Raw genomic sequence first — 15,936 nt, forward strand, 5'->3', positions numbered from 1 at the left:
GATCAACCGCCATTCTCGACCACGACCGCGGGGCCGGCCCATGCGTTGGGCCGGCCCCGCGGTCGTACGAGGGAGTAAGGCGGTCAGTGCTTGTTGAGTGTTTCGCGGAGTTCGGCGAGCATGTCCCGGTACTCGGCGGAACTCTCGATGTCGATGGTGTCGCGGGGCCGGTCCAGGTCGACCTTCATGTCGATCACGATGCGGCCTTCGCGCATCGCGACGACGCGGTCGGCGATCAGCAGCGCCTCATTGAGGTCGTGGGTGACGAACACGACGGTCTGCCGTTCCTGACTCCACACGTTGAGGAATTCGTCGCGCACGATGTCGCGGGTCTGCGCGTCGAGGGCGGAGAACGGCTCGTCCATCAGGATCATGGCGGGTTTCATCACCCAGGTCCGGGCGAGGGCGACCCGCTGGCGCATGCCCTGTGAGAGCTGCCAGGGGTAGCGGTCCGCCGCCGACTCGAGGCCGACTCTGCGCAGCATGTCCATCGCACGTTCGCGCCGCTCGGCCTTGTCGACGTGGGCGATCTCCATCCCCAGCTCGACGTTGCGCAGCGCAGTGCGCCACGGGTAGAGCGCGTCGCGGGCGAACATGTAGCCCATCCGCGAGCGCGCCTGCGCCGGGCTGGTGCCCAGCACCGACACCGAACCGGTGGTCGGCTGGATCAGCCCTCCCATCAGGTTCAGCGCGGTGGTCTTGCCGCAGCCGCTGTGCCCGACCAGTACCAGCAGCTCGCCCCGCTTGCCGGTGATCGACAGATCCCGCACACCCGAGTACGTGGTCGCCCCCGGCGGGGTGTAATCCAGTGTCGCGGAGCGGATCTCGAAGGCCGGATCCTCGATGGTGGCGGCGCCAGCGGCGCCCATTGTCGTCACGTCCGAATGCGTCATCATGAGTCCTGAGGGGGTTGCCAACGGAGAATCGCCTTTTCGATACGGCCCGACGCCGCGTTGAACGCCGCCGCGATGATCGCCAGCACGATCAGCGCCGCGTAGACGGTGCCGAGGTCGAACGCGGCCGAGGACGCCGAGATCTGCTGGCCCAGGCCGGCGGTGGACGCGATCAGCTCCGCGCCGACCACACCGAGCAGCGAGTAGATCAGGCCCAGTCGCAGGCCCGCGAAGATCGAGGGCACCGCCACCGGCAGCAGCACCTTGTAGAAGCGCTGCCACTTGTTCGCGCCCATCACCACCGACAGTCGCAGCAACTCCGGGTCGGCGCTCGCGACACCCGCGCGGGTGTTGATGGTGATGATGAACACCACCAGGGTGAAGGCCAGCACGATCTTCGACGTCGAGCCGATGCCGAAATAGATCACGAACACCGGGGCCAGCGCGATGCGGGGCATGGCGTTGATCGCGTCCAGGAACGGGGAGACCACCGCCTCCACGCTCGGGGACAGCGCCAGGCCGATGCCGACGGCGATGCCGATCACGGCGCTGGCGACCAGCGCGATCAACGCCGCCGAGACCGTCGACCACAGATCCGGCCAGAAGGTGCCCTTGTCCTGCCAGGCCACGAACGCCTTCCACACCAGCTGCGGGTTCGAGACCACCAGCTTGTTGCTACCGGCGAAGTTGTAGGTGAGCTGCCACAGTCCCAGCAGCGCCACCAGCAGCAGCAACTGCACCGCCAGCAGCGACGCACCCGACAGCTTGGCCTTCGCGCCGGTGGCACCGACGACGACCTTGTTCTTCTTCTGTTTCTTCACCTTGCCGGCGGCACGCGTGTCGCCCACCGCCGCGTTCGGGGCGGGTGTTGCGGACCGGGCCACCCCAGCGGGAGTCACACTCATCGGGGATCACCGCCTGCGCACGGCTCGTACACGGTGTCGGCGTAGTTCGGCGCCTCGGGAGCGGGCGAACCTGCCAGCGGGGACTGCGCCTTCCACGACTCCTCGGTGATGGAGAAGGGCACGTACACGTCCTTGACGGACTCCCAGAGCGCGGGCGCGGCCTCGGGCGAGACACCGACGAGCTCACCGAGCCGCTTGGCCATCGTCGCCGCGTTCTGCGGATCCTGCGCGAAGTCGTAGGCATCCCACATGGCCTTGCAGTAGTTGAGCACGTCGTTGGGGCGCTGCTCGATCGTGCTGCACGACGCGGACGGGTAACCCTGGACCAGCGGCGAGAGCGCGTTACCGTCCCGGCCGACGATGTCGGTGACGCGAACGACGTCCGACGGCGGCAGCTGCTCCTCCATCGTCGGCCCGTAGTACATGGCGTCGACCTGCTTGGCCTTGAACGCCTGGACGGCGGTCGCGGGCGCGCCGACGGCCACGAACGTGACGTCCTTCGCGGGGTCCATGCCCGCCTGGTTCAGCAGCTCGGTGATCCACAGCTCCATGCCGGACCCGCGGGAAGTGACACCGATGGTCTTGCCCTTCAGGCTCTTCATGGTGGTGTCGGGATCGGTGGGGTCACCCTTGATCTCCGTGCCGGGCTGCGCGACGACCTCCAGCGTGTTGCCCAGGGTCGAGCCGAGCGCCTTCACACAGGCACCCTTGTCGATCGCCGGCCACAGCGTGCCGGGCACCATGGTGCCGACCGTGAGGTCATTGGAGATGACAGCGGCGGACTGGGCGGTGGTCAACGACGGCGGCATCAACTCGACGTTGACCCCGCGCTTGTCGAAGAAGCCCTCGTTCTCCGCGACGACCGCCATCAGGTCGCCGGGCACACCCTGGGTGATACCGACCTTCATCACGGAGCCCTCTGCGGCGGAGGTGTCCCCACCGCATGCTGCCAACGTGATCGCGCCGACGGCGGTTGCGGCGACCGCAACCGTCTTGGCCGCGCGCGTGCGGAATGTGGTCATGAAAAGTCCTCTGGTTACTCGGTTTTGGTGGAAGCAGTCGGGTGTACGCCGCGTCCTGCCTCGACAACGGCAAGGCTTCCGCCGGCGGATCGTCAGGCGTGGGCGGTGAACCCGACCTGACCCGGCTTCCGGTTCGGGGCGTAGCCGAGCTTGGCGAGGGTCTCGTCGGCGTTCGCGTACGTGGTGCCGATCTTGTAGATGTCGCGGGCCTCCTTGCCGGTGGCGACCTCACGGCCGAGCTCCTTGGCGACGCGCACCAGCTGACGCACCTGCTCGGCCGAGGTGATCTTCACCTCGCCGTTCGGCGCCCACAGGTTGTCCTCGTTGCCGCAGCGGGTGTGCAGACCCATCGCCATGGCCATCGTGTTCACCGGCAGCACCGAACGCATCAGCGTCTCGAGCGTCAGGCACGCGCCGTCCGGGACCCGATCGATGAAGTTCATCATGTTGTACGGGTTCGGGCCGTCGAAGCCGCCGCCGATGGCAACCCACGTCAGGTTCAGCGGGCCGGTGTAGACGCCGCGACGGATCAGCCGCTCCACCGTCTCGAGCTGAGGAATCGACGAGAGCTGGAAGTGCGGCTGGATACCGGCGGCCTGCAGACGACGCAGGTGCTCCTCGACCCACTCGGGGCCGGCGGGGACGGTCATCTCGCGGTACGTCGAGGCGAGCTCGGCGTTCTCCAGGGAGGTGCCCTTGATGTCGCCCGGCGTCATCAGCTCCATGATGTTCATCTGGCTGGTGTTGATCGCGATCGTCACCTGGTCCGGCTTCGGATCCAGCTCCGCGAGCATGTGGCGGACGTTGTCCGGCAGCCACTTCGCGTCGGCGCCGTCGCCCTCCGGCGCGAACGAGATCGAGCCGCCGACCTGCAGGATCATCTCCGGCACGGCCTCACGGAGGCGACCGAGGAGCTCGTTGAACTTCGACAGCCGCTTGGAGCCCTTGCCGTCCTCCTCGCGGACGTGGATGTGCAGCACGGTCGCGCCGGCCTCGTAGCAGTCCACCGCCTGCTGGACGTGCTCGTCCATCGTCAGCGGCAGGTCTTCGGGGAAGTCCTCCACCGCCCACTCCGGGCCGTACGGCGCGACGGTGATGACCAGCTTCTCCTGGTTCTCCGGGAACAGGGCGTCATCGTGGAAATGCATTGCGGATCTCCGTTCGTGGAAGGGGGCGCCAGCCGGGAACACGGACTGGGCCAACGCGCGGTATGCCGTCGCATCCATCGACGACTCGGACGGCACCACACGCGGCTACCGGGGTGACGCAGATCACGCTAGCGCGGGTCGCGAACTCAAACTTGACGGTTCGGGTCGCAATACTTGACCAATTGGGAGAGACTTCCACGCGCCGCGGCCGCGGCGGACGAGCAGGCGGTGCCGCTCAGGCCAGCCTCGTGCCGGAAGCGGATTTCGGAGCCGAACTTCCCAGCGGAACTGGCCGTTTCGGCGACAGCCTCCGCCCCCTCCGCACCTCCGAGGTGTCGGCTGCGAACCTCTTCGCCCAGGCTCGTGGACTGACGCCGAATCGCTGCCGGAACCACCGCGAGAACGCACTCAGCTCCGAGAACCCCAACTCCGCGGCGAGCTCGGTGAGGGAGCAGTCTCCGTCCTCGATCGCGAGTTGGGCGTGCTCTTTTCGCACGGCATCGAGAAGCGAGGAGTACGAGTCGCCCGACATGGCCAGATGGCGGTGCAGCGTGCGCCGGTCCATGCCCAAGCTGCGAGCGATCCGTGAGGCCGAGCAGCTCTCGGTGGGCAGGAGCGTGGCAATCAGATCGCGAACCTGGAAGGACATCGAGGTGCCGGTGGCCGGGGCCAGCAGCTCGAGGTACTCCTGGACGAAGGGGCGCAGCAGCGGGTTGGACAGCGGGTTCGGCGTGTCGAGGTCGCTGGACGGGATGATGATCCCGTCGATCTCGTGCCCGAAGACCACGGTTGTGTCGAACACCTGGTTGTGCATCCCGACGTCGGCAGGCGCCTCGTGCGCGAAATAGGTGGCCACCGGCCGCCAGCCCACGGGGAGTAGGTCCGCGAGGATCCGAAAGACGGAAGCGACCACCAACTCGATGGACTGGCGCCCCATCGTGATCCCCGGGGCGGACTGCACGTGAAAGGTGGCCAGGCCCCTGGCCTCGGCCAGACTCAGGCTGATGGCCTCGTTGTGCAGGTTCAGGTGGCGCAGCACGATGCCCAACGCGCTGCGGACGTCGGGCTCCTCGCGGGCGACGAGCCCGACCGGGCCGAGGGCGGACAGTCCGCGGTCGACAGACATCCTGATGCCGAAATCCGCGCAGCCGGACTGATCCGCGGAGATCTCGAGCAGACGGTCCACCGAGTGCGCCGAGATCCACCCGGTGGTGGAGGCGAAGGCCCCGGGGTCGATCCCGACGACTCGCATCAGCGGATGGGGGTTCAAGCCCACCGACTCCGCCAACTCGACGTAGCCGTTCAGAACAGCACTTCTGAGCATCAGCATCCGAGAAAGTTAGCCCCAATCGTCAAGTTTGGCGACCCGAACCGTCAAGTGTCAGTTCAGCCCTCGCGCTACTGTGACCCTCGTCACCCGGTAGCCGCGAGCGACGTCGACCCGACGGTTCGTGAATGCGCTGCCGATGACGGCCCCGCGCACGATCCTCGCGCGCGAACCCGCAGGGCACCCGCCATTCGATTCCACTTCGCCGATTCCGGCAAACAGCAGACCCGGCCGATTCCGGCCGACAGGAGGACACGATGACTCGAACGGACAGCGAATACCCGGTTGTCGAGGGCATGAAGGCCGGGGGCGGCTGGAACGAGCTCTGGGACGGGCTGTACGAGATGGACCCCGAGTGGACCGAGCTGTACATGAAGATGGCGATGCAACCGTTCCAGAGCGGCCTCATCCCACCGAAGGTGGTGCAGTTGCTGTGCATCGCCGTCGATGCGTCGGCGACCCACATGTACGCGCCCGGCACGAGGCGTCACATCCAGGCCGCGTTGGACATGGGAGTAACCCCCGAGGAGATCCTCGAGGTGCTCAAGCTCGCGACGATCGTAGGCATCCACTCGTGCAACCTCGGCGTCCCCATCCTGGTCGAGGAGATGGCCGCACGCCGGCAGCCGCAGTCCGAAGGCTGATCCAGGCGACGTCGACGGACCTCCCTGCGCGAGCACGCGCATCACAACGCACAACCCGCACATCTACGAAAGCCACACGAGGAACCAGATGAGTCGTCAACGTATTTGGACGCGCAACGCGCTTGCCCTCCTCGCCGCAGCGGGCACTGCACTCTCACTGGGAGCGTGCAGCAGCGCCGGTGGGGCCGGCTCCGGAGCCGACGGCGAGGGCGTCGTCCTGAAGGTCGGCCTGTCGCGTGGTGTGCCCGCCGACCTGATGACCTACGTCGCGGAGAACGAAGGATTCTTCGACAAGCGCGGGGTCAACGTCGAACTGGTCACCATGGACAACGCCAACAGCCTCGCAACCGCGCTGATCTCCAATGACATCGCGGTAGACACCATGGTGCCCCCGCTGATGTGGCCGGCGATCGACAAGGGCGCCTGCGTCAAGGCCATGGGCGGCACCATCAGCAACACACTCGAGGTCGTCGCGCAGCCCGGCACGGAGATCAAAGGCGACCCCACCGATCCCCACACCACCATGAAGGGCCTGAAGGGCAAGACCATCGGTGTGATCGCACGCGGGTCGGGAACCGAGCTGTGGATCACTGCACTGCTGAACCAGGCGGGCATGGACCCCGCGAAGGACGTCACGTTCGTGGCGGTCGGCCCGCCCGCGACCGCCATCCAGGCGTTCAAGGCCAAGCAGGTCGACGCCATGTACTACGGGCCGACGATGGAGGAGCAGTTGCCGCCTTCGGACGTCGTTCGCGTCACCGACATCGTCGGCCGGGACGGTAACGCGCTCTCGCCGCTGGTCCAGGCGTACTACACGACCTCGTGCGAGGCGGTCGAACAGCGCCCGGGCGACATCATGAGTTACTGCAAGGCCATCTGGGATGCCTACGACTTCTCGCAGGACCCGCGGAATGACGACGCGATGGCCAAGTGGCTCGCAGAGCTGATCGGGGACACGCCCGCGGGAGGCGCGAAGGCCTGGACCACGTTGAAGAACGCATTCATCGAGCCGACGATTCGGGCTGACGCGTGGGCGGCCCAGGCGCCCCTGGTCGCCTCGCCCGCCCCGGAAGTACCGGACTTCGCCGCCTCGACCTATGCGCCGTGCGCGGGCGGTGATCCCCGGTAAGTCCCGCGTCCGCTCGTGTCGGTGACGAGTCGCCGACACGAGCGCCGGGCGGCGGTTAGCGTGGACGGGTGAGCCGCACGATCACCGACACCGTCACCAAGGACACCCGACTGTGCATGTCGCTGTCGGGCCGTCCCAGCAACATCGGTACCCGCTTCCACAACTACCTGTACGACGAGCTCGGTCTCGACTTCGTCTACAAGGCGTTCACCACCACCGACCTGCCGGCGGCGATCGCGGGGATCCGCGCCCTCGGCATCCGCGGGTGCGGAGTGTCGATGCCGTTCAAGGAGGCGTGCATCGAGCACGTCGACGTGGTGCATCCGTCGGCGTCGGCGATCGACTCGGTGAACACGATCGTCAACGAGGACGGTGAACTGCACGCGTACAACACCGACTACCAGGCGGTCGCCGACCTCCTGGGTCGTGCGCAGCTGAGTCCCGACCTGACCGTCGCGGTCGCGGGCAGTGGCGGCATGGCGAAGGCCGTCGTCGCCGCCTTGCGGGACAGCGGATTCCGCACCGTCACCGTCGTCGCGCGCAATCACGAGGCGGGTCCGGCGCTGGCCCAGACCTACGGCTTCGAGTGGCGCCCCGACCTCGGCGAGGCCCACCCCCAGCTTCTCGTCAACGCCACCCCGATCGGTATGGCCGGCGGCGCAGACGCCGACGCGCTGCCGTTCTCCGAGGCGGCAATCGTTGCGGCGGAAGCGGTGTTCGACGTGGTCGCGATGCCGCCCGACACGCCGCTGGTCCGCACCGCCACCGCCCACGGCAAGACCGTGATCACCGGCGCCGAGGTGATCGCGCTGCAGGCCGCGGAACAGTTCGTGCTCTACACCGGGGTGCGACCCACCGACGAACAGATCCGACGTGCGTCGGCATTTTCGAGGTCGTAGATGACAGAGTTGCCGCCGGGCGAGCCCGGCGAATCCGAAAGCGCGCGCCTCGCCCGCAACTTCAGCGAGTTGTTGCAGGAGCTGCGGGTCGAACAGGCCGGCGTGCAGATCCTGTTCGCCTTCCTCCTGGCGATCGTGTTCACCGGCCAATACGAGGAACAGTCGCCGTTCGTGCGCGGTCTGCACCTGGCGACGATGCTGTGTGCCGCAATGTCGTCGGCGCTGCTGATCGCCCCCGCGGTGTGGCATCGCATCCTGTTCCGGCACCGGCGGCGCGAGGAGATTCTGCGCTACGCCAATATGTGCGCGCTCGCGGGTTCGGTCTTCCTCGCCGCCACCATGGTCGGAACGGTCCTCATCATCGCCGAGGTCGCGGTCGACGGTTGGGTCGCGAAACTCATCGGGGCACTCACGGCCCTGGTGTTCGGCGTTCTGTGGTTCGTGGTTCCCCGGCTGCTGCGTCCGGACGACGAACTGCGCTAGCCGCGCACGAGGCATTATCGTCTGATCCCATGGCAGCCCCCGACGAGCCCGAACCGCGCGCCGAGGCGTATCCCGCACTGTGGCCGGTGCCGACCCGCTGGGCCGACAACGACCACTACGGGCACGTCAACAACGTCACCTACTACTCGTACTTCGACACTGCGGTCAACGGATGGCTCATGGCCAGCACCGGACTCGACATCCGCGAGCTGCCCGCGATCGGGATCGTCGCCGAGACGTCGTGCCGGTTCGTGCGCGAACTGTCGTTCCCGGACCAGCTGCATGTGGGACTGTCCGTCGAGCGCCTCGGCACCAGCAGCATCGTCTACGCGCTGGCGATCTTCCGGGAGGACCCCGACGATGTCCTGGAACTGGCCGCAACCGGACGGTTCGTCCACGTGTACATCGACCCCGACACCCGCCGGCCGGTCCCGATTCCGCCTGAGATCCGCAGCGCCGCAAGCCTGCTGGTCGTCTCCGACGACTGACGACACGCTCCGAGGGATTCCGAGGGATTCCGCCGGCTCCGCTCGGGTCGATTCAGTGAGCGCTTCCGGATGCGTCGTCGTCGGCCAGCTGGTCGAGGACGACGGACAGTCGACGAATCGCCGCGAGGGCGTCGGCCAGTTCGTCTCGCCCCACGGCCTGCGCCAGGCGGGCGGCGAATTCCGCATGGGCAGGGTTGATCCGGGAGTTCGCCTGGCGTCCCTCCTCCGTGGGCGCGACGAGCTTGGCGCGGCGGTGGGAGGGGTTGGGCCGGTACTCGGCGAGGCCGCGGGTGACGAGCAGATCCGCGATCCGCTGCACACTCTGCCGGGTGATCCCCATCTCGCGCGCGATGTCGGAGACCGACAGCGGCGCCGGCAGGACGGCGCCGAGGACCTGCCACCACGCCGCGGTCAGCCCGGCCGGACGCGCCAGGCCCTCGGCGACGTCGAGGAACTGTCCGTTGAGCCGGAAGGTCCCCAGCGCGAGACCGCTCAGCAGGTCCTGTTCGACCCGCGTGCTCATCCCGCCATCAGTTCGTAGAAACCCGCGGGATCGCGCCGGCCGTAGAGCTTGAACCACGAGGCCAGGACGTTCGGTTCGAACACGTCGAGACGCTCGAGGATCTCGCGGGCAAAGTGCACCGGAGCGTTGGCCGCGGCCGTGACGAGATCGCGATCGGTGACGGCGGGCTCGTCTCGGTACAGGTGCCCGCCCCCGTAGCCGACCGAGTTCAGGAACTCGGCCGCGTTGCTCGTGTGTTCGCGGTCGTCGAGCAGTCCGGCCATCGCCAGCCCGCCGGTCGCACCGCAGATCGCGGCGACCGGAACCCCGGCGTCGAGGAACTCGCGAGCCTTGGCGGCGAAGGGGGCGAACTGGTCGGTGTTCCAATCCCACGCGCGTTCGTCGAGGGGGTGATCGGCCACGACGGCCTCGGCCTCCACCGCGGCCGACGCAGGGGATCCCGCCTCGAGCTCCGCTCGGGCCAGCGAGATCCGTGCCTCGAACCGGCGTTCGGTCAGGCGCGCCACCTCGGACTCGATGAAGACGGTGTCGGCGAACGCCGGCACCGGGAGGCCCTCGTACGCGAGGCCGCGCCACTGGCGCAGGCCCTCGCGGTAGGCATCCGCGGCCGTGTCCGGGGCGTGCGGCAGCACCGCGTCACCCCGACGGACCTCGTCGACGAACCGCGCCGCGTCCACCGCGTCGCGCGGCACCGCCAACTGGTACCGCGTGCCGTCCCGCACCAGCACGCTGCCCTCGGTGCCCCCGTCGTCCAGCCGACCGCGGAGCCCCTCGAGCGCCTGCGCGAGTGGGTCGGGTCCGCCCCCGACCTGACCGTTCCCGGCCGCGGCGGCGCGCGTGTACCGGACCTGGGCGCGCAAGCGCTCGATGTCGACCGAGTGGGGGAAGGCCACCAGCAGTGCGGCGAGCAGTGCCCTCTGCTGCTGGTCGAGGACGATCTGCCGGCCGCCCCGGGTGGCCGCGACGGGACCCAGGACCGTGAACTCGATTCCCCTCGCCACCACCTTGCTCCCTTCAGGCCGTCCCGCGGGCACGGCTAGTCCGCGACGTCGACCATGTCGTGCCCGGCGACGTCGGCGGCGAGTACCCGCAGATGGTCGTCGGCCGAGCCGAGTGTGTGTTCGATCGCGGTCAGCCGGGACACGTAGTGGCCCACCGCATATTCGGCGGTCATGCCGATCCCGCCGTGCATCTGGATCGCCTCCTGCCCGATGTGCCGCGCCGACCTGCCGATCCGCAGCTTCGCCCGCGACGCGACGACGGGATCGACCACGCCGTCCGCCAGCGACATCGTCACGTACAGGCTCATGCTCCGCGCCAGCTCCAGCGACACGTACATGTCCGCGGCACGCTGGGTCAGGGTCTGGAAACTCGCCAACGGAACACCGAACTGCTTACGGGTGCGGAGGTATTCGGTGGTCAGCCGCAATGCCTCCTCCATCGCCCCGACGGCCTCGGCGCACAGTGCGGCCTGCGCCCGAACCTGCGCTGCCCGGATCGCGACGACGGCGTCCCCACCGTCACCCAGCGGTTCGGCGGCGACGTCGCGCAACTCGATCTGCGCGGCCCGTAGGCCGTCATGCGTGGCATACCGACGCCGGACCACGCCGGGGGCGTCCGTGTCCACCAGGAACAGACCGACCCCACCGTCCGGGAGCGACGCCGAGACGACGACCGTGTCGGCGCAGTCGCCGTGTGGGACCGGGTTCTTGGTCCCGGTGATCGTCCACGAATCCCCCTGCCGGACAGCATGAGTGCCGACATCGACCGCCGGCCAGCGGGTCCCCGGCTCGGCGTGCGCGAACGCGAGCAGCAGGCCGCCGTCGGCGACGACGGGCAGGATCTTGCGACGTTGCGCCTCACTGCCCACATCCGCGATCACGCTGCCGGGCACCACGACCGCGTCGAGAACGGGTTCGGGGGCCAGTCGCCGCCCTAGCTCCGTCATCACCAGCCCTACCTCGACAGGGCCGGCCCCCGATCCGCCGTCCTCGTCGTCGAATCCGAGTCCGAGCAGTCCGGTCTCGGCCAGCCGACGCCACACGTCCGCGCTCCATCCGCACGGCGACGCCTTCACCGCGGCAAGGGTCTCCGCGTCGTAACTGCGCTCGAGCAGGCCTCTCGTGGTGTCCCGCAACAGCTTCTGTTCGTTGTCGAGTTCGAAGTCCATGCCCCGCCTCACAGTCCGAGGATCGAGGAGGCGATGATGCTGCGCTGCACCTCGCTCGACCCGCTGTAGATGGACACCTTCCGATAGTTGAGGTAGGTCGGGGCCGCGCGCTGCGCCCACAGCGGTGTCTCGATGTCGGGCCCGGCGTCGAACGGCAACGAGTCCGGTCCCGCCACGTCCACCAGAAGCTCGGTCGCGGCCTGCTGCAGTTCCGAACCCCGCAGCTTCAGCAACGACGACGCGGGGTCGGGCTTGCCGTGCGCCGAGGCGGCCACGACGCGCAGCTGCGTCAGTTCGAGCGCGAGCAGCTCGTTCTCGAGTTCCGCGACGCGGGCCGCGAACAGCGGATCGTCGAGGAGGCTGCCCGATCCGAGGGGCGTGTGCGCCGCGTGTTCCTTCGCCCGTGCCAGCCTGATCTTGGCGCGGCCCACTCCCGTCACGCCCGTACGCTCGTTGCCGAGCAGGAACTTCGCGTAACTCCAGCCGGCGTTCTCCTCGCCGACGAGGTTCTCGGCGGGAACGCGGACGTCGTCGAAGAACACCTCGTTGACCTCGTAGCTGCCGTCGATCAACCGGATCGGCCTGACCGTGACGCCCGGCGACGTGAGATCGACGAGCAGGAACGAGATGCCCGCCTGCTTCTTCGGTGCGTTCGGGTCGGTGCGGACGAGGCAGAAGATCCAGTCGGCGTACTGGGCCAGCGTCGTCCACGTCTTCTGCCCGTTGACGACGTAGTGGTCACCGTCGCGCACCGCGCGCGTCTGCAACGACGCCAGGTCCGACCCGGATCCGGGCTCGGAAAACCCCTGACACCACCAGATGTCGAGATTCGCGGTCGGCGCCAGGAACCGTTCCTTCTGCTCCTGCGATCCGAACGTCGCGATCACCGGGCCGACCATGTTCACGTTGAACGCAAGCGGTTCGGGCACCGCGGCCAACTGCATCTCGTCGAGCCAGATGTGCCGCTGCACCACCGTCCAGTCCCGGCCACCCCACCGGACCGGCCAGTGCGGGACCGCGAGCCCCGCCGCGTTGAGGATGCGCTGTGTCGCGACGAAGTCGTCCCGGCCGAGCTGTGCGCCCGACGCCACCCGCTCGCGGATCTCGACGGGGATCTCGGTGCGGAAGAAGGTCCGCATCTCCTCCCGGAACGCGCGCTCTTCCGCGGTCAGGGCCAGGTTCATCGACGATTCCCTCCACGCGCGCGGATCTGGAGTGCACCTCGATGCGAACGCTACTCCCTCCGGCGCGACGAACGGCGGCTTTGAGCGGCGGCTAGCGCGTCTCCAGGACCAGGAGATATCCCCCGCCGCCGGCGTCCACCCGGGTCGTCAGTGCCAGCTCCGGTGCGAGCCGGGAGAGCCGATCGAGCAGCCACTCCCCGGCGGCCGCCGCGTCCGATTCACCCGGACAACGGGCCACCGCGACCCGGCCGCCCTTGCGGCTCAGCTGCTCGACGACGCCGATGATCGGCGCCGGGTCGACGACGAAGAGTTCGTCGGACCAGGGCACGACAGGTTTGATCGCGCCCTTCTTCGTATTGCACGCGCGGTGCGCGAGGCGCTCCTGAACCGACTTGCCCTTGCTCTTCTTCGCGGTGCTGATGCCGTCGACGCTCGGCCCACGCGGATCGTTCACCGACATGTCCGGATCGACGGGCTCGTCGCACAGCCAGCAGCGCCAGCCGTCGCGTTCACCGATGTCCTGCAGGTTGCTCACCGTGAAGACGGTACCGCCGCGGCGGGGCGCCGCGGCGGTACCGTCCCCGGGCGGCCGCTCCTACATGTCGGCGATGGCCTCGAGGGGCTTGGTTCGCGCCGCCCGGCTCGCCGGCCAGAGGGCCGCGAGGACGCCGACCACCGCGGACCCGATCAGCATCCCGAGGACCTGCCCCCACGGAACCGAGACCTGGTCCAGGCCCTGGTCGGCGAGCGTCCGCACGAAGCCCCAACCGAAGACCACGCCGAGCACGACACCGACGAGGGCACCGAACACCGCGATCAGCACCGACTCGAGATAGATGGTGCGTCGCACCTGCGCCCGCTGCATCCCGACCGCCCGCAACATGCCGATCTCACGCCGCCGTTCGACGACCGAGAGGGCGAGGGTGTTGACGATGCCGAGGATCGCGATGACGACCGCGAGGGCAAGCAGGCCGTACAGCACCGCGAGCAGCGTGTCGATCTGCTGCCCCTGGGTGCCCTTGAACTGCTCCCGGTCCTGGACCTGCACCACGACGAACGGGTCGGTCGCGGTCGCGAGATCGGACGCCATCATCGTCATGTTCGAGCCCGCCGCCGCCTTGACCAGCACGGCCCATTCGGTGCGCATGTTGAGCGGGGTCACCTGCTGGTACACCTGGTCGGAGACGACCCACGGACCGAGCAGCTGGTTGTCGGCGTAGACGCCGGTCACCGTCGTGGTGACCTGCTCGCCGTCGCGGTCGGTGAGGGTGACCGGCGTGCCCAGCTTCCAGCCGTGATCGGTGGCCTCGGACTCGCTGACCAGCATGTCGGTGCCGGTGATCGAGGTGGTGCCCTCCTTCATCGTGTAGTCGAGCACGCCGTCGGGTGAACCGCTGAGCGCCGTGCCGAACACGTCCTTGTCGTCGATCTTCACGGCGACGCCGTGGAGCGAGACCGCTTCCTCGACCCCGGTCACCTTCGCGGCGGCCGCGGCGGCCCCCGCCGGGACGCCGATGCCCTGCGGTCCGGTGAGCACGAAGTCGGCCTCGACGCCCTTGTCGACGAGCGCGTTCACGCTGGACTTGGCGGACGCACCGAACACACCGATCACCGACACGAGCATCAGGCCGAGGGTCAGCGCGAACGCCGTCGCGGCCGTGCGCTTGGGGTTGCGCACCGCGTTGGTGCGGGCCAGTCGTCCGACCGGGCCGAACGGCTTGGCGAACACCGCCCCGAGGGCACCGACGACCGGCCGGGACAGCGCCGGCGCGGCCAGCAGGACCGCGAGCACGAGCGCGAGCGCCCCGAGCCCGACGAGCGCCGCCGCGCCGCCACCGGTGGACTGGGCGCCGACGACCAGCGCGAGGACACCCAGCACGGCGGAGATCGCACCGATCAGGGTGCGCACCTTCAGGGTGTCGCCGGTGGACGCGAACTCCTCGCGCATGGCCGCGACCGGAGGCACCTTCGACGCCCGGCGGGCCGGCGCGTAGGCACTGACGACGGTCACGATCAGGCCGAGCACGAGCGCGACGATGATCGTGCGCGGCTCGATCTGCAGCGGGCCCTGCGGCAGGCCCAGGTCGAAGGCGTTGAGCAGCCCGCGCAGACCGTAGGCGAGTCCCACACCGCCCGCGATGCCGAGCGCGCTGCCGATCACGCCGACGACGATGGCCTCGAAGACCACCGACCGGCCCACCTGCTTGCGGCTGGCACCGATCGCGCGCAGCAGCGCGAGCTCGCGCAGGCGCTGCGCGACGATCATCGAGAAGGTGTTGTAGATGATGAAGGTGCCGACCAGCAGCGCGATCGCGCCGAACGCCAGCAGGAAGTAGTTGACGAAGCTGAGCGCCTTGCCCACCTCGTCCTTGGTCTCCTCGCGGACCTCGTCGGCCGTCTGGACCTTGGTGTCGGGCACCGCGGCCGCGATCCGGTCCCGCAGCTGGTCCTGCGAGACACCGGTACCGGCGACGTCGATGTAGCCGACGTGGCTGCCGTCGGTGAACAGCTCGCGAGCCTGCGTGTCCGTGAACAACGCGCCGACGTACCCGCCGGTGTCGGTCTCGGGAGCGTAGACGCCCGACAGCGTCACATCGTTCCAGCCGCTCATCGTCAACACGCGCGTGTGGTCGCCGACCGCCAGGCCGGCCCGCTTCGCGGCGCTCTCGTTGAGCGCGATCTGGCCCGCCTGCTGCGGCGGGGTACCGCCGACGAACTTGTCCGGTTCGCCGAGCTGCTGGTCCGGTGGCAGGTACGACGTACCGATGCTCGGCGCGCCGCCGTTCTGCAGGGGCTTGCCGGCCGAGTTGAGAACCACGATCTGTCCGCCCACGGACGGTGCGACGGCGCGGACACCGTCGACGGCGCGGAGGGTGTCGACGTCCGCGATCGGGACACCGCTCGAGCCCTGCTCGACGGGGCTCACCCGCACGTCGACGCCCTTGGCGCCGCCGTCCATGATGCTGTCGAACGTCTTCTGCAGAGTGTCGGTGAAGACGAAGGATCCGGCGACGAACGCCGTGCCGAGCACCACCGACAGCACGGTCAGCACGAGTCGCACCTTGTGCGCGGCGAGGTTGCGCAGGGAAACCTTGCGCATCGGGGAATTTGTCACGGCCAT

The 15,936-nt window shown here is 68.7% G+C and carries 16 protein-coding genes; 5 read left to right on the top strand and 11 right to left on the bottom strand.

Features of this window, described 5'->3' with window-relative positions; all coding sequences use genetic code 11:
- Window positions 1-83: 83 nt before the first annotated feature.
- From ABI214_RS05500 to ABI214_RS05520, 5 genes are all read right to left on the bottom strand, one after another.
- The gene (locus ABI214_RS05500; protein ID WP_348606969.1) at window positions 84-896 is read right to left on the bottom strand and encodes an ABC transporter ATP-binding protein; all 813 of its coding nucleotides are present in this window, start codon (window positions 894-896) and stop codon (window positions 84-86) included.
- A complete protein-coding gene (locus ABI214_RS05505) occupies window positions 893-1,798 on the bottom strand; it encodes an ABC transporter permease (RefSeq protein WP_348606972.1) in 906 nt (301 codons plus the stop codon). Before ABI214_RS05505 ends, ABI214_RS05500 begins: the two co-directional genes overlap by 4 nt.
- Window positions 1,795-2,820 carry an ABC transporter substrate-binding protein gene (locus tag ABI214_RS05510; RefSeq protein ID WP_348606976.1) on the bottom strand — a complete coding sequence of 342 codons (1,026 nt, stop codon included), beginning with the start codon at window positions 2,818-2,820 and terminating at the stop codon, window positions 1,795-1,797. Before ABI214_RS05510 ends, ABI214_RS05505 begins: the two co-directional genes overlap by 4 nt.
- Window positions 2,821-2,912: 92 nt before the next feature.
- The gene (locus ABI214_RS05515) at window positions 2,913-3,968 is read right to left on the bottom strand and encodes a 3-keto-5-aminohexanoate cleavage protein (protein WP_348606979.1); all 1,056 of its coding nucleotides are present in this window, start codon (window positions 3,966-3,968) and stop codon (window positions 2,913-2,915) included.
- 235 nt (window positions 3,969-4,203) lie between these two features.
- Window positions 4,204-5,298, bottom strand: a complete 1,095-nt coding sequence (locus ABI214_RS05520) for an AraC family transcriptional regulator (protein WP_348606982.1) — start codon at window positions 5,296-5,298, stop codon at window positions 4,204-4,206.
- Window positions 5,299-5,552: 254 nt separating this feature from the next.
- On the opposite strand from ABI214_RS05520, the gene ABI214_RS05525 reads away from it, so the two are divergent.
- From ABI214_RS05525 to ABI214_RS05545, 5 genes are all read left to right on the top strand, one after another.
- Window positions 5,553-5,939 carry a carboxymuconolactone decarboxylase family protein gene (locus ABI214_RS05525; protein ID WP_348606985.1) on the top strand — a complete coding sequence of 129 codons (387 nt, stop codon included), beginning with the start codon at window positions 5,553-5,555 and terminating at the stop codon, window positions 5,937-5,939.
- Window positions 5,940-6,027: 88 nt separating this feature from the next.
- Window positions 6,028-7,068, top strand: coding sequence for an ABC transporter substrate-binding protein (locus ABI214_RS05530; protein WP_348606988.1), 1,041 nt, complete (start codon window positions 6,028-6,030; stop codon window positions 7,066-7,068).
- 68 nt (window positions 7,069-7,136) lie between these two features.
- The gene (locus ABI214_RS05535; RefSeq protein WP_348606991.1) at window positions 7,137-7,967 is read left to right on the top strand and encodes a shikimate 5-dehydrogenase; all 831 of its coding nucleotides are present in this window, start codon (window positions 7,137-7,139) and stop codon (window positions 7,965-7,967) included.
- On the top strand, window positions 7,968-8,450 hold the full coding sequence (locus tag ABI214_RS05540) for a DUF6328 family protein (protein ID WP_348606994.1): 483 nt from the start codon (window positions 7,968-7,970) through the stop codon (window positions 8,448-8,450).
- A 29-nt stretch (window positions 8,451-8,479) separates the two neighbouring features.
- Window positions 8,480-8,938, top strand: a complete 459-nt coding sequence (locus ABI214_RS05545) for an acyl-CoA thioesterase (protein ID WP_348606997.1) — start codon at window positions 8,480-8,482, stop codon at window positions 8,936-8,938.
- Between the two features lie 52 nt (window positions 8,939-8,990).
- Here the strand turns inward: ABI214_RS05545 and ABI214_RS05550 are convergent, their stop codons facing one another.
- The 6 genes from ABI214_RS05550 to ABI214_RS05580 form a co-directional block, all read right to left on the bottom strand.
- Window positions 8,991-9,461 carry a MarR family winged helix-turn-helix transcriptional regulator gene (locus ABI214_RS05550; protein WP_348607000.1) on the bottom strand — a complete coding sequence of 157 codons (471 nt, stop codon included), beginning with the start codon at window positions 9,459-9,461 and terminating at the stop codon, window positions 8,991-8,993.
- Window positions 9,458-10,462 carry a BTAD domain-containing putative transcriptional regulator gene (locus tag ABI214_RS25430; protein WP_408586083.1) on the bottom strand — a complete coding sequence of 335 codons (1,005 nt, stop codon included), beginning with the start codon at window positions 10,460-10,462 and terminating at the stop codon, window positions 9,458-9,460. Before ABI214_RS25430 ends, ABI214_RS05550 begins: the two co-directional genes overlap by 4 nt.
- 35 nt (window positions 10,463-10,497) lie before the next feature.
- Window positions 10,498-11,631 (bottom strand): acyl-CoA dehydrogenase family protein, encoded by a 1,134-nt coding sequence (locus tag ABI214_RS05565; RefSeq protein WP_348607003.1) that lies wholly within the window; start codon window positions 11,629-11,631, stop codon window positions 10,498-10,500.
- An 8-nt stretch (window positions 11,632-11,639) separates the two neighbouring features.
- Window positions 11,640-12,815 (bottom strand): acyl-CoA dehydrogenase family protein, encoded by a 1,176-nt coding sequence (locus ABI214_RS05570; protein WP_348607006.1) that lies wholly within the window; start codon window positions 12,813-12,815, stop codon window positions 11,640-11,642.
- 91 nt (window positions 12,816-12,906) lie between these two features.
- The gene (locus tag ABI214_RS05575) at window positions 12,907-13,350 is read right to left on the bottom strand and encodes a hypothetical protein (protein WP_348607008.1); all 444 of its coding nucleotides are present in this window, start codon (window positions 13,348-13,350) and stop codon (window positions 12,907-12,909) included.
- Between the two features lie 60 nt (window positions 13,351-13,410).
- Entirely contained in the window at window positions 13,411-15,936 is a 2,526-nt protein-coding gene (locus ABI214_RS05580; protein WP_348607010.1) for an ABC transporter permease, read from the bottom strand.

This window comes from Prescottella soli (genome assembly GCF_040024445.1).
In the GTDB taxonomy this organism is placed as follows: Bacteria; Actinomycetota; Actinomycetes; order Mycobacteriales; family Mycobacteriaceae; genus Prescottella; species Prescottella soli.

Bases quoted from the DNA above. Each gene is read 5' to 3' on its own strand.
- ABI214_RS05530 (WP_348606988.1), top strand. From the start codon at position 6,028: ATGAGTCGTCAACGTATTTGGACGCGCAACGCGCTTGCCCTCCTCGCC.
- ABI214_RS05545 (WP_348606997.1), top strand. From the start codon at position 8,480: ATGGCAGCCCCCGACGAGCCCGAACCGCGCGCCGAGGCGTATCCCGCA.
- ABI214_RS05540 (WP_348606994.1), top strand. From the start codon at position 7,968: ATGACAGAGTTGCCGCCGGGCGAGCCCGGCGAATCCGAAAGCGCGCGC.
- ABI214_RS05525 (WP_348606985.1), top strand. From the start codon at position 5,553: ATGACTCGAACGGACAGCGAATACCCGGTTGTCGAGGGCATGAAGGCC.
- ABI214_RS05550 (WP_348607000.1), bottom strand. From the start codon at position 9,461: ATGAGCACGCGGGTCGAACAGGACCTGCTGAGCGGTCTCGCGCTGGGG.
- ABI214_RS05500 (WP_348606969.1), bottom strand. From the start codon at position 896: ATGATGACGCATTCGGACGTGACGACAATGGGCGCCGCTGGCGCCGCC.
- ABI214_RS05580 (WP_348607010.1), bottom strand. From the start codon at position 15,936: ATGGCCGTGACAAATTCCCCGATGCGCAAGGTTTCCCTGCGCAACCTC.
- ABI214_RS05565 (WP_348607003.1), bottom strand. From the start codon at position 11,631: ATGGACTTCGAACTCGACAACGAACAGAAGCTGTTGCGGGACACCACG.
- ABI214_RS05515 (WP_348606979.1), bottom strand. From the start codon at position 3,968: ATGCATTTCCACGATGACGCCCTGTTCCCGGAGAACCAGGAGAAGCTG.
- ABI214_RS05510 (WP_348606976.1), bottom strand. From the start codon at position 2,820: ATGACCACATTCCGCACGCGCGCGGCCAAGACGGTTGCGGTCGCCGCA.
- ABI214_RS05570 (WP_348607006.1), bottom strand. From the start codon at position 12,815: ATGAACCTGGCCCTGACCGCGGAAGAGCGCGCGTTCCGGGAGGAGATG.
- ABI214_RS05505 (WP_348606972.1), bottom strand. From the start codon at position 1,798: ATGAGTGTGACTCCCGCTGGGGTGGCCCGGTCCGCAACACCCGCCCCG.
- ABI214_RS05520 (WP_348606982.1), bottom strand. From the start codon at position 5,298: ATGCTGATGCTCAGAAGTGCTGTTCTGAACGGCTACGTCGAGTTGGCG.